Source organism: Pseudomonas sp. BF-R-24 (assembly GCF_019947335.1).
Taxonomy (GTDB): domain Bacteria; phylum Pseudomonadota; class Gammaproteobacteria; order Pseudomonadales; family Pseudomonadaceae; genus Aquipseudomonas; species Aquipseudomonas jessenii.
The window spans coordinates 1-12,985 of the sequence record NZ_JAGYGG010000047.1; the positions used below are offsets into that span (position 1 = coordinate 1).

Consider the following 12,985-nt stretch of genomic DNA (forward strand, 5'->3'; position numbering starts at 1 on the left):
TGGCGCCGATCACCAGGGTGCCGACGTTAGCGATGGTCGCCGTGCTGCCAGCGGCGTAGGTGGTTTCACCAATGGTGAAATTGACCACGCTGACCGGGCCGTCGACGCTGCTCGTGCCGGTGAGGACGCTGCCGGTCACGGCGGTGTCTTCCAGGGTCGAGACGGTTTCGCTGGCGTCGGTAAAGTTGTCGTCGACCGAGGTGACGTTGATGGTCAGGGTCGAGGTGACATTGCTGCCCGAGCCGTCGGTGACGGTGTAGCTGACCGTCGGCACGCTGCCGTTGTAATTGGCGTCCGGGGTGAAGGTGTAGGTGCCGTTGGCGCCGATCACCAGGGTGCCGACGTTGGCGATGGTTGCCGTGCTGCCAGCGGCGTAGGTGGTTTCGCCAATGGTGAAGTTAACCACGCTGACTGGCCCATCGACGCTCGAGGTGCCACTGAGGACGCTGCCGGTGACGGCGGTGTCTTCGTTGGTGCTCACATTTTCGCTGATGTCGGTGAAGCTGTCGTCGACCGGGGTGACGCTGATGGTCAGGGTCGAGGTGACGTTGCTGCCCGAGCCGTCGGTGACGGTGTAGCTCACGGTCGGCACGCTGCCGTTGTAATTTTCGGCCGGGGTGAAGGTGTAAGCGCCGTTGGCGCCGATCACCAGGCTGCCGACGTTGGCGATGGTCGCCGTCTGGCCGGCGGTAAAAGTGCCAGCAACACCGTCGATGGTGAAGTTAACCACGCTGACTGGCCCATCGACGCTCGAGGTGCCACTGAGGACGCTGCCGGTGACGGCGGTGTCTTCGGCGGTGGTCACGCTTTCGCTGAGGTCGGTGAAGTTGTCATCGACCGGGGTGACGTCGATGTTCAGGGTCGAGGTGGCGTTGCTGCCCGAGCCGTCGGTGACGGTGTAGCTCACCGTCGGCACGTTGCCGTTGTAGTTGGCGGCCGGGGTGAAGGTGTAGGCGCCGTTTGCCGCGATCACCAGGCTGCCGACGTTGGCAATGGTCGCCGTCTGGCCAGCGGTGAAAGTGCCACTAACACCGTCGATGGTGAAGTTAACCACGCTGACTGGCCCGTCGACGCTCGAGGTACCGGTGAGGACGCTGCCGGTGACGGCGGTGTCTTCGGCGGTGGTCACGCTTTCGCTGAGGTCGCTGAAGCTGTCGTCGACCGGGGTGACGTCGATGGTCAGGGTCGAAGTGACATTGCTGCCGGAACCGTCGGTGACGGTGTAGCTCACCGTTGGCACGTTGCCGTTGTAATTGGCGGCCGGGGTAAAGGTGTAAGCGCCGTTGGCGCCGATCACCAGGGTGCCGACGTTAGCGATGGTGGCCGTGCTGCCAGCGGCGTAGGTGGTTTCACCAATGGTGAAATTGACCACGCTGACCGGGCCGTCGACGCTGCTCGTGCCGGTGAGGACACTGCCGGTGACGGCGGTGTCTTCCAGGGTCGAGACGGTTTCGTTGGCGTCGGTAAAGTTGTCATCGACCGGGGTGACGCTGATGGTCAGGGTCGAGGTGACGTTGCTGCCGGAGCCGTCGGTGACGGTGTAGCTCACGGTCGGCACGCTGCCGTTGTAGTTGGCGTCCGGGGTGAAGGTGTAAGTCCCGTTGGCGCCGATGACCAGGGTACCGACGTTGGCGATGGTGGCCGTGCTGCCAGCGGCGTAGGTGGTTTCACCGATGGTGAAATTGACCACGCTGACCGGGCCATCGACGCTCGAGGTACCGGTCAACACACTGCCGGTCAAGGCGGTGTCTTCAGCGGTGGTCACGCTTTCGCTGAGGTCGGTGAAGCTGTCATCGGCCGGGGTGACGTCGATGGTCAGGGTCGAGGTGACGTTGCTGCCCGAGCCGTCGGTGACGGTGTAGCTCACCGTCGGCACCGTGCCGTTGTAGTTGGCGGCTGGCGTGAAGGTGTAAGTCCCGTTGGCGCCGATCGCCAGGCTGCCGACGTTGGCGATGGTGGCCGTGCTGCCAGCGGCGTAGGTGGTTTCACCAATGGTGAAGTTAACCACGCTGACCGGACCATCGACGCTCGAGGTGCCGGTCAACACACTGCCGGTGACGGCGGTGTCTTCAGCGGTGCTCACGCTTTCGCTGAGGTCGGTGAAGCTGTCATCGACCGGGGTGACGTTGATGTTCAGGGTCGAGGTGACGTTGCTGCCCGAGCCGTCGGTGACGGTGTAGCTGACCGTCGGCACGCTGCCGTTGTAGTTGGCGGCCGGGGTGAAGGTGTAGGCGCCGTTGGCGCCGATGACCAGGGTGCCGACGTTAGCGATGGTCGCCGTGCTGCCGGCGGCGTAGGTGGTTTCACCAATGGTGAAATTAACCACGCTGACCGGGCCGTCGACGCTCGAAGTGCCACTGAGGACGCTGCCGGTGACGGCGGTGTCTTCAGCGGTGCTCACGCTTTCGCTGAGGTCGGTGAAGCTGTCATCGACCGGGGTGACGTTGATGTTCAGGGTCGAGGTGACATTGCTGCCGGAGCCGTCGGTGACGGTGTAGCTCACCGTCGGCACGCTGCCGTTGTAATTGGCGGCCGGGGTGAAGGTATAAGCGCCGTTCGCCGCGATCACCAGGGTGCCGACGTTGGCAATGGTCGCGGTCTGGCCAGCGGTGAAAGTGCCAGCAACACCGTCGATGGTGAAGTTGACCACGCTGACCGGGCCGTCAACGCTCGAGGTGCCACTGAGGACGCTGCCGGTCAAGGCGGTGTCTTCCAGGGTCGAGACGGTTTCGTTGGCGTCGGTAAAGTTGTCGTCGACCGGGGTGACGTCGATGGTCAGGGTCGAAGTGACATTGCTGCCGGAACCGTCGGTGACGGTGTAGCTCACGGTCGGCACGCTGCCGTTGTAGTTGGCGGCCGGGGTGAAGGTGTAAGTGCCGTTGGCGCCGATCACCAGGGTGCCGACGTTGGCGATGGTCGCCGTGCTGCCAGCGGCGTAGGTGGTTTCGCCGATGGTGAAGTTGACCACGCTGACCGGGCCGTCGACGCTGCTCGTGCCGGTGAGGACACTGCCGGTCAAGGCGGTGTCTTCCAGGGTCGAGACGGTTTCGTTGGCGTCGGTAAAGTTGTCGTCGACCGGGGTGACGTTGATGGTCAGGGTCGAGGTGACATTGCTGCCCGAGCCGTCGGTGACGGTGTAGCTGACCGTCGGCACGCTGCCGTTGTAATTGGCGTCCGGGGTGAAGGTGTAGGTGCCGTTGGCGCCGATCACCAGGGTGCCGACGTTGGCGATGGTCGCCGTGCTGCCAGCGGCGTAGGTGGTTTCGCCAATGGTGAAGTTAACCACGCTGACTGGCCCATCGACGCTCGAGGTGCCACTGAGGACGCTGCCGGTGACGGCGGTGTCTTCGTTGGTGGTCACGCTTTCGCTGATGTCGGTGAAGCTGTCATCGACCGGCGTGACGTTGATGGTCAGGGTCGAGGTGACGTTGCTGCCCGAGCCGTCGGTGACGGTGTAGCTGACCGTCGGCACGCTGCCGTTGTAGTTGGCGGCCGGGGTGAAGGTGTAGGCGCCGTTGGCGCCGATGACCAGGCTGCCGACGTTGGCGATGGTCGCCGTCTGGCCGGCGGTGAAGGTGCCGTTGACGCCGTCAATGGTGAAAGTAACCACGCTCAGAACGTTGTCGATGTCGCTGTCGTTGCTCAGCACGTTGCCGATCGCTGCGGTGTCTTCAGCAGTGACTTGGGTGTCGGCAGTCAAAACGCTCGGGTCATCGACCGCCGTCACGGTGAGACCCAGTGTGCTGCTGGAGCCGGTGTTGGTGGTGTACGTAACTTGCGGTACAGCACCGTTGTAGTTGGCGTCCGGAGTAAAGGTGTAGTCGCCATTGGCACCGATGGTCAACGTACCGACACCGACGATGGTCGCTGTCTGGCCTGCGGTGAAACTGCCGGTCACGCCAGCGATGGTGAAGCCGGTGACGCTGAGCGGCGTCTCGGCATCGCTATCGTTGGTCAGTACATTACCCGTTGCGACGCTGTCTTCGGCCAGAGTGCCAGTATCAGCGGTCATTACGCTCGGAGCGTTGACGGACCTGATGGTTGTGGTGGTCTGGTTGCCGGTATCGAGCGTAGTGGGGGTAGCAGTGGAATCAGGACCATTGGTTGGGAAGCCGATGATCGGATCGACGCGGCCAGCGGTGGCGTCGATCATCACGGAGCTGTGACCACCACCGGCGGCACCGCCAGAACTTGCGACAGCCGGGCCGGCAGCGGTGGCTTCAAGGTCTTTTGTCGGGTCGGCACCGGCAGCAATGGCCTGTTGCAGCTCTTCTACCGAAGGCGCGGCTTGCGCGGTGGCGGCTGCCAGGTCAGTGCTGGAGTCTGGAGCGTCGGCGCTCCACTGAGTGTCACGGCCCAGATCGAGGGTGCGGCCATCGGCCAGCTCCAGGGATACGGCACCGGAAAGGCCGGTGTCGATCTGGTCACCGGCGAACAACTTGTCGCCTTCAACGAGAACTCGGCGGATGCCCTCTGGAGACACCACGAAAACTTGACCGACAATGCTTTTGACGATGGCAACAACACTGCTCATTGAAGACTCTCCGGGGTGTCCGTTCAGTTGACTTCCATGGACCTGATGGCGTCTGTCGGCGCCGACCAGTCTGGACGTACATTGCAAAATAGATGCACAAGTTTGACGCGTAAATTCGTCAATATTTTGGCTATATTTTTTCGCTATTAACTTTATGCCAAACTATTGACCTTCTTGGGGTCATCCTAAACAATCGTCCCAGTAATGTCACATTGATATTTGAGCTGTGACTCGTCCTCGGTATGTGATCCAGTTCCGTTTTTTGAACTTTCCGACATACGGTCATTCCGCTTGCCATCTTCCGACGCAGCGCGTTCTTTTGCTGTGATTCAAGACAAGAAGTCCTGGGAAATTCCTACAATGCGTTCGCCTTTGTTCATGGCTGTACCTTTCGCCCTCGCCGCGTCTTTCGTCCAGGCACAGTCCTTGCCAAACGCCATGCAACAAGCGCTGGATGTCCATCCGGAGGTCCAGGCAGGCGTCAACAGTCGATTGGCTGCGGATTATCAGTTGAAGGCTGCGAAAGGTGGATACCTGCCACGGGTCGACCTGCTGGGCGGTTATGGTCGTGAGGGCACCGACAGCGTGACCACACGAACGGACGGCAGCAACAATCACTGGGAAACCCTGAATCGCAGTGAGTCAAGTTTACGTCTGACCCAAATGGTTTTTGACGGTTTTGCGACGTCCAGCGAAGTAGGGCGTCAACAAGCCACTGTCAACTCCCGCGCCTACTCGCTGCTGAGTACTTCCGAGCGTACCGGGCTGACCGTGGCCCAGGTCTATCTCGACGTGCTGACCCGCCGCGAATTCGTACGTCTGGCCGAGGACAACCTCAAGAGCCACCAGCGCATTTACGACCAGATCCAACTGCGCACCCAGCGTGGCGTCGGCAGTGGCGCCGACCTTGATCAGGCTGAGGCGCGGATGGCCCAGGCGCGCAACAACCTGATCACCGAGCAGACCAACCTGGCTGACGCCGAAACCAACTACCTCTCCGCTGTTGGCCAGATGCCCGATCAACTGGAACGCCCGGCGAGTTTCCTGGCGCTGATGCCGGCCAACCTGAATGAAGCCCGTGCGCAGATGCTGGAAAACAGCCCGATCCTGCGCTCGGCCGAATCCGATATCGCCGCTGCCGAGAAGCAATACGACACGGCCAAGTCGACGTTCTATCCGCGCTTCGATGCTGAGTTGGGTCGCACCGCGGACAACGACATTGATGGTCAGAACGGCCACAACAATGAATGGCAAGCCATGCTGCGCATGCGCTTCAATCTGTATGCCGGCGGCAGCAACAAGGCCGATCTGGAATCCAAGTCCTACCTGTCGAACCAGGCGCTGGATATCCGTAATAACGCCCTGCGCCAATTGAATGAAGAGCTGGGCCTGGCCTGGAACGCCCTGAACAACGCCAACGCGCAAGTGCCGATCGCCCAGCAATACGTCGACCACAGCACCGCCGTGCGTACCGCTTACCAGCGTCAGTTCAGCCTTGGCGAGCGCACCTTGCTGGATTTGCTCGACAGCGAGAACGAGCTGTTCACCTCTTCGCGCCGTCTGGTGGAGATCAAGAACATTCAGTTATTTACTCAATACCGAATCAAGGCGACCATGGGCGAGTTGCTCAAGAGCCAGGGAGTGGTCGCACCATTGGCATCCGTTGTGCAGAACGACGTGAAGCCCAAGGTCCAATTGCCCGGTATGAATTGAGCAGGACCTTCATTGTTCAATTGTTAGCCAAGAGTGCCGAGCGTGGAATCAGAAGTCAGTCGGGTTCAACTCATTCATGATCCGCGCGCGTTGCATGACGATCCGCTACTGGATGGTCTGCTCGCTCTTTGCATGCTGCACCAGAAGCCTGCCAGCGCGGCAATGCTCACCACCGGCCTGCCACTGCCCGAGCAACGCTTGAGTGTCGACTTGCTACCTCGCGCGGCAGCTCGCGCGGGGCTGCAAGGCCGGGTGCTGCAACGCAAGCTGGAAGATATTCCGGCGATCGCGATGCCAGCATTGTTGTTGCTCAGGGACGGTCGAAGTGCCGTCCTGCTCGGCTGGCAAGGCGAAGATCAGGTACGGGTGCTACTCAGCGAAAGCGACGGCGGTGAGTCCCTGGTCAGCCGTGACCTGCTGGCCGATGACTACATCGGCAAAGTCTTTTTCGCCCAGCCGCAGCACAAGTTCGACGTCAATCACGGCACGCTGATTCCGCGTGCGCGCTCGTGGTTCCGCGATACCCTCAAGCGTTCGCGCTGGTTGTACGCCGACGCCATCGCCGCCAGTTTTCTGATCAACATCATTGCCATGGCCGCGCCGTTGTTCGTGATGAACGTCTACGATCGTGTCGTGCCGAACCAGGCCGAAGCGACGCTCTGGGTACTGGCATTCGGCATCTCGGGCGCCTACCTGTTCGACCTGATCCTGAAAAGCCTGCGTAGCCTGTGCCTGGATCTGGCCGGCAAGAAAACCGACCTGATTATCTCGGCCACGCTGTTCGAGCGCATCGTTGGCATGGCCATGAAATACCGGCCGGCGCGGGTCGGCAGCTTTGCCCAGAACATCCATGAGTTCCAGAGCCTGCGGGACTTCCTCGCCTCGCTGACACTGACCAGCCTGATTGACCTGCCGTTCACGATTCTGATCTTTATCGTCATCGCGATCCTTGGCGGGCATCTGGTTTGGATACCGGTGCTGGCATTCCCGATCGCCCTGGCCATTGGCTATGCCTTGCAGAAACCCCTGGTGGCGACCATGGAACGGACCATGGCGCTGGGGGCCGAGCGTCAGTCGAGCCTGATCGAGACCCTGGCCGGCCTGGATGCGGTGAAGGTCAACAACGCCGAAAGCGAACGCCAGTATCAGTGGGAGCAGACCATCGGCACCCTCAGCCGCCTTGAGTTGCGGGTGAAAATGCTCTCCGGCCTGGCGATGAATATCACCTTGCTGATCCAGCAACTGGCCGGAGTGATCATGATCGTCTTCGGCGTGTACCAGATCATCGACGGTCACCTGAGCATGGGCGGCCTGATTGCCTGCTACATGCTCAGTGGTCGTGCGCTCAGCCCGCTGGCGTCACTGTCCGGGCTGCTGACTCGTTATCAGCAGGCGCGGGTGACCATGACCTCGGTCGACCAGATGATGGAGCTGCCCCAGGAGCGCAATTTCGAAGAGCGTCCGCTCAGCCGCAAGGTGCTGCAGGGCGGCATTGAGTGCCGCCAGCTCAACTTCACCTACCCGCAACAGCAGAACCTGGCGCTGAAGAACATCAATCTGTCGATCAGTCCCGGCGAGAAGGTCGGCATCATTGGCCGAAGCGGCTCGGGCAAGAGCTCGCTGGCGAAGTTGCTGGTGGGGCTGTACCAGCCGGATGACGGCGCGTTGTTGGTCGATGGTGTGGATATCCGCCAGATCGACGTCAGCGAGCTGCGCTACAACATCGGCTACGTGCCCCAGGACATTCAGTTGCTCGCCGGCACTTTGCGCGACAACCTGGTTTCCGGCGCGCGGTATGTCGAGGACGAACTGGTGCTGCAAGCCGCAGAACTGGCCGGCGTCCACGAGTATGCGCGCCTGCATCCGCAGGGTTATGAGCTGCAAGTCGGCGAGCGCGGGCAGAACCTCTCCGGCGGTCAGCGGCAAAACGTCGCCCTGGCCCGTGCATTGTTGCTCAACCCGCCGATCCTGCTGCTCGACGAGCCGACCAGCGCCATGGACAACACCGGTGAAGAGCGCCTCAAGCAGCGCCTGGCAGCGGTGATCGAAAACAAGACCATGGTGCTGGTAACGCACCGGGCATCGCTATTGTCGCTGGTGGATCGCCTGATCGTGGTCGACCGCGGGCAGATACTCGCCGACGGCCCGAAAGCCGCAGTGATGGAAGCGTTGAAGAAGGGGCAGATCAGTGTTGCTTAAGTCGGGTAAGGGTTCGATCCTTCGCTACTTCAAAGGCTCTGCTTCACTTCAGGGGCAGCCGCTGCCGGAGGTCAACAAGGCGCTGATCGAGGATGCGCCCCGCGTGGTGCGGCTGACGATCTGGGCGATCATCGCGTTCTTTGTGTTCCTGATGCTCTGGGCCAACTTCGCGGTGATCGACGAGGTGACCAAGGGCGACGGCAAGGCGATTCCATCGTCGAAGATCCAGAAGATCCAGAACCTTGAAGGCGGTATTGTTGCCGAGCTGTTCGTCAAGGAAGGTCAGATTGTCGAAGCCGGCGCACCGCTGATTCGCCTGGACGACACGCGATTTGCTTCGAATGTCGGTGAAACCGAGGCCGATCGGTTGTCGATGCTGCTGCGGGTCGAGCGCCTGAGCGCCGAGGTCGAAGAGCGTCCGCTGAACTTCCCCGAGGATGTGCTCAAGGCCGTGCCGGGTCAGGCCAAGAGTGAAGAGTCGCTCTATATCAGTCGTCGCCAACAGTTGCACGATGAGATTGGTGGCTTGCAGGAGCAGCTGATCCAGCGCCAGCAAGAGCTGCGCGAATTCACCTCCAAACAGGCGCAGTATCGCCAGCAATTGGGCTTCCAGCGTCAGGAAATCAGCATGTCCGAGCCGTTGGTGGCCCAAGGCGCGGTATCACCGGTGGAAGTCCTGCGCCTCAGGCGTGCCGAAGCGGAGACCCGTGGTCAGCTCGACGCCACCACGCTGGCAATTCCACGAGCCGAATCGGCAATCAAGGAAGTGCAGCGCAAGGTCGATGAAACCCGTGGCAAGTTCCGTAGCGAAGCCCTGACCCAACTCAATGAAGCACGCACCGACCTGAACAAGGCCCAGGCCACCGGCAAGGCCCTGGAAGACCGGGTCAGCCGGACGCTGGTCACTTCGCCAGTGCGGGGCATCGTCAACAAGTTGCTGGTCAATACCATCGGCGGGGTTATCCAGCCGGGCAGCGACCTGGTGGAAATCGTACCGCTGGACGACACCTTGCTGGTCGAGGCGAAGATCCGCCCGCAGGACATCGCGTTCCTGCACCCGGGGCAGGAAGCGACGGTGAAATTTACCGCCTATGACTACACCATCTACGGCGGGATGAAGGCCAAACTGGAGCAGATCGGTGCCGATACCATCACCGATGAAGACAAGAAGACCACCTACTACCTCATCAAGCTGCGCACCGACCGCAGCCACCTGGGCACCGATGAAAAGCCGTTGCTGATCATTCCGGGGATGGTGGCTTCCGTGGATATCATCACTGGCAAGAAGACCGTGCTGAGCTACCTGCTCAAGCCGATCATCCGTGCGCGGGCCGAGGCGCTGCACGAGCGGTAATCCACCTTCGGGGCCACTGGCCCCATCGCGAGCAAGCTCGCTCCCACAATGGATCTGTATTGAAACGCAATTTTTGTGTTTCCACTGACCCCTGTGGGAGCGAGCTTGCTCGCGATAGCGTCCGCCAAAACACCAAAATCCTGTCAGAAAGTGACAAATAACGTCACCCCGCGATTCCTCCATTCCCTTCGCAATCGCCATATCGTTATTCGTTAACGGTATTTAAATTTCAATTCTTATATCTATAAAGTCAATCTCCTGCGTACCTGTCGACCAATCGGCGCGCCGCACGACACGAACCAACACGGGACCTCCGTGAGTTTCTGATCGACGCGCGCGCCTTTGAGCGTGCCGTGCGTGGGAGTGATTTATGTCTGCAGCTTCAGCTTCGCCAAGCATCGCGCCACAATTCTTTGAAGTCCGTCCGTTCAGTGGAGCGGTGGGTGCCGAGATTATTGGTCTCGACCTGTCCCGCCCGATCAATGATCAGGACTTCGCCCGTATTCACCGCGCGCACCTGGATCATCACGTGGTGGTGTTCCGCGACCAGCGCATAACCCCTGAGCAACAGATCGATTTCAGCCGTCGTTTTGGCGTGTTGCAGATCCATGTGCTCAAGCAGTTCCTGCTGACAGGGCATCCGGAAATCCTGATCGTCTCCAACATCGTCGAAAACGGCCAGAACATCGGCCTGGGTGACGCCGGCAAGTTCTGGCATTCCGATCTCTCCTACAAAGAACTGCCGAGCCTGGGCTCGATGCTGCATGCCCAGGAACTGCCGTCAGAAGGCGGTGACACATTGTTCGCCGACATGCACAAAGCCTGGGACAACCTGCCGCTTGCATTGCGCAACGCCGTTGAAGGTCGCTCGGCCGCGCACTCATACACCGCGCGCTACAGCGAAACAAAATTCGAAGGCAACTGGCGCCCGACCCTGACCCCGGAGCAACTCGCCCAGGTCGCCGAAGTCGTCCACCCGGTCGTGCGTACCCACCCGGAAAACGGTCGCAAGGCGTTGTTCGTCAGCGAGGGGTTCACCACCCGCATCGTTGGCCTGCCGGAAGACGAGAGCCAGCAACTGCTGACCGAGCTCTACGCCCACAGCGCGCTGCCGCAAAACATCTACCGCCATCAATGGCAGCCCCATGACTTGGTGTTCTGGGACAACCGTTCGCTGATCCACCTCGCCGCCGGATGCCCCAGCCATCTGCGCCGCAAGCTGTATCGCACCACCATCCAGGGCGACGCGCCTTTCTGATTTATCGGAGATCTGATCATGTCCAAACGTCTTCCATTCGCACCGCTGACCGCGGCCATCGGTCTGGGTTTCAGCCTGATCGCCGGCAGCCTGGTGGCGCCGACCGTGGCCCACGCCGAAGGTGAAATCCGCATTGCCGAACAGTTCGGCATCGTTTACTTGCTGCTGAACGTGGTGCGCGATCAGAACCTGATCGAGAAGTACGGCAAGCAGGAAGGCATCGACATCAAGGTCGACTGGACCCAGCTCTCCGGCGGTGCAGCGGTCAACGACGCGTTGCTGTCGGGCTCGATCGACATTGCCGGCGCTGGTGTCGGCCCGCTGCTGACCATCTGGGATCGCACCCACGGCAAGCAGAACGTGAAGGCCGTGGCTTCCCTGGGCAACTTCCCGTACTACCTGGTGAGCAATAATCCCAAGGTCAAAACCATTGCCGACTTCACCGAGAAAGACCGAATCGCAGTGCCGGCGGTGGGCGTGTCGGTGCAGTCGCGCTTCCTGCAATACGCGGCGGCTAAACAGTGGGGCGACAAAGAGTTCAATCGCCTCGACAAGTACACCATCGCGGTTCCGCATCCCGATGCGACAGCGGCGCTGGTGGCTGGCGGCACCGAGCTGAGCGGGCACTTCTCCAACCCGCCGTTCCAGGATCAGGAACTGGCCAATCCCAACGTGCACGTGGTGCTGAACACCTATGACCTGCTCGGGCCGAATTCGCCGACGGTGTTGTTCGCTACCGAGAAATTCCGCAATGAGAACCCGAAAACCTACAAGGCATTCATTGACGCGCTGACCGAAGCGGCCACGTTTGCCCAGAACGACAAAGGCGCAGCGGCGGACACTTACATCCGCGTTACCAAGGCCAAAATCGATCGTGCGGCGTTGCTGAAAATCATCGACAACCCGCAGTTCGAGTTCAGCGTCACGCCGAAAAATACCTACCCGTTGGCCGAGTTCCTGTACCGCGTTGGCGCGATCAAAAACAAACCGGATTCGTGGAAGGATTACTTCTTCCAGGACGCCAAACCACTGCAAGGGAGCTGACCGAAATGAACGCTCCTTTGCAAGACCACACGGTCAGCAAACCGATCGCGGCAGCCCAGGCGCTGCTGTCGGTCGATAACGTCAGCCTCGAATACCGCACACCGCAGCGCGTGGTGCGGGCGACCCATCAAGTCAGTTTCGAGATCGATCCGGCAGACCGCTTTGTCCTGCTCGGCCCGTCCGGATGCGGCAAGTCGACGTTGCTCAAAGCCGCCGCCGGCTTCATCCGGCCAGTGGAAGGCGAGATCCGTCTGCAAGGCCAGCGCGTCGATGCGCCGGGACCGGACCGGATCGTGGTGTTTCAGGAGTTCGATCAACTGCCGCCGTGGAAAACCGTCAAACAGAACGTGATGTTTCCACTGCTGGCTTCCCGAACCCTGAAGAAAAAAGAAGCCGAAGAGCGAGCGCTGCACTATCTGGAAAAGGTCGGCCTGGCGGCGTTTGCCGATGCTTATCCGCACACCTTGTCAGGCGGGATGAAGGCACGGGTCGCCATCGCTCGGGCGCTGGCGATGCAGCCGAAAATCCTGTTGATGGACGAACCCTTTGCTGCGCTCGATGCCCTGACCCGGCGCAAGATGCAGGAAGAATTGCTGCTGCTCTGGGAAGAAGTGCGTTTCACGCTGCTGTTCGTCACGCACTCTATCGAAGAGGCACTGGTGGTGGGCAATCGCATTCTGTTGCTGTCACCCCATCCAGGACGGGTGAGGGCGGAAGTCCACAGCCACCAATACGATTTGCACAGCCTCGGCGGTGTGGCGTTTCAGGAATCGGCGCGACGTATTCATCGGCTGTTGTTCGATGAAGGTGATGCGGCGAACGCTGAGCATGAGTTGGATTTCGCCGACATCCGCATCGCTTATTGAGCCAGTTGAAAGGAGGG

At 60.7% G+C, this 12,985-nt stretch carries 7 protein-coding genes; 6 read left to right on the plus strand and 1 reads right to left on the minus strand.

The features are described from left to right. Nucleotides 1-4,534: retention module-containing protein (locus KGA98_RS25325; RefSeq protein WP_223504344.1), on the minus strand; the 4,534-nt coding region annotated here is incomplete at its 3' end. Nucleotides 4,535-4,894: 360 nt separating this feature from the next. On the opposite strand from KGA98_RS25325, the gene KGA98_RS25330 reads away from it, so the two are divergent. From KGA98_RS25330 to KGA98_RS25355, 6 genes are all read left to right on the plus strand, one after another. Further along, the gene (locus tag KGA98_RS25330; RefSeq protein WP_150812097.1) at nucleotides 4,895-6,247 is read left to right on the plus strand and encodes a TolC family outer membrane protein; all 1,353 of its coding nucleotides are present in this window, start codon (nucleotides 4,895-4,897) and stop codon (nucleotides 6,245-6,247) included. A gap of 42 nt (nucleotides 6,248-6,289) precedes the next feature. After that, the gene (locus KGA98_RS25335) at nucleotides 6,290-8,446 is read left to right on the plus strand and encodes a type I secretion system permease/ATPase (RefSeq protein ID WP_223504346.1); all 2,157 of its coding nucleotides are present in this window, start codon (nucleotides 6,290-6,292) and stop codon (nucleotides 8,444-8,446) included. Further along, entirely contained in the window at nucleotides 8,436-9,800 is a 1,365-nt protein-coding gene (locus tag KGA98_RS25340; RefSeq protein WP_150812095.1) for an HlyD family type I secretion periplasmic adaptor subunit, read from the plus strand. Before KGA98_RS25335 ends, KGA98_RS25340 begins: the two co-directional genes overlap by 11 nt. Before the next feature lie 370 nt (nucleotides 9,801-10,170). Further along, on the plus strand, nucleotides 10,171-11,058 hold the full coding sequence (locus KGA98_RS25345) for a TauD/TfdA dioxygenase family protein (protein WP_223504349.1): 888 nt from the start codon (nucleotides 10,171-10,173) through the stop codon (nucleotides 11,056-11,058). 18 nt (nucleotides 11,059-11,076) lie between these two features. Beyond that, nucleotides 11,077-12,102, plus strand: a complete 1,026-nt coding sequence (locus KGA98_RS25350) for an ABC transporter substrate-binding protein (protein ID WP_223504351.1) — start codon at nucleotides 11,077-11,079, stop codon at nucleotides 12,100-12,102. Nucleotides 12,103-12,107: 5 nt separating this feature from the next. Then, on the plus strand, nucleotides 12,108-12,968 hold the full coding sequence (locus tag KGA98_RS25355) for an ABC transporter ATP-binding protein (protein ID WP_223504354.1): 861 nt from the start codon (nucleotides 12,108-12,110) through the stop codon (nucleotides 12,966-12,968). Nucleotides 12,969-12,985: the final 17 nt, after the last annotated feature.

Bases quoted from the DNA above. Each gene is read 5' to 3' on its own strand.
- KGA98_RS25330 (WP_150812097.1), top strand. From the start codon at position 4,895: ATGCGTTCGCCTTTGTTCATGGCTGTACCTTTCGCCCTCGCCGCGTCT.
- KGA98_RS25345 (WP_223504349.1), top strand. From the start codon at position 10,171: ATGTCTGCAGCTTCAGCTTCGCCAAGCATCGCGCCACAATTCTTTGAA.
- KGA98_RS25350 (WP_223504351.1), top strand. From the start codon at position 11,077: ATGTCCAAACGTCTTCCATTCGCACCGCTGACCGCGGCCATCGGTCTG.
- KGA98_RS25355 (WP_223504354.1), top strand. From the start codon at position 12,108: ATGAACGCTCCTTTGCAAGACCACACGGTCAGCAAACCGATCGCGGCA.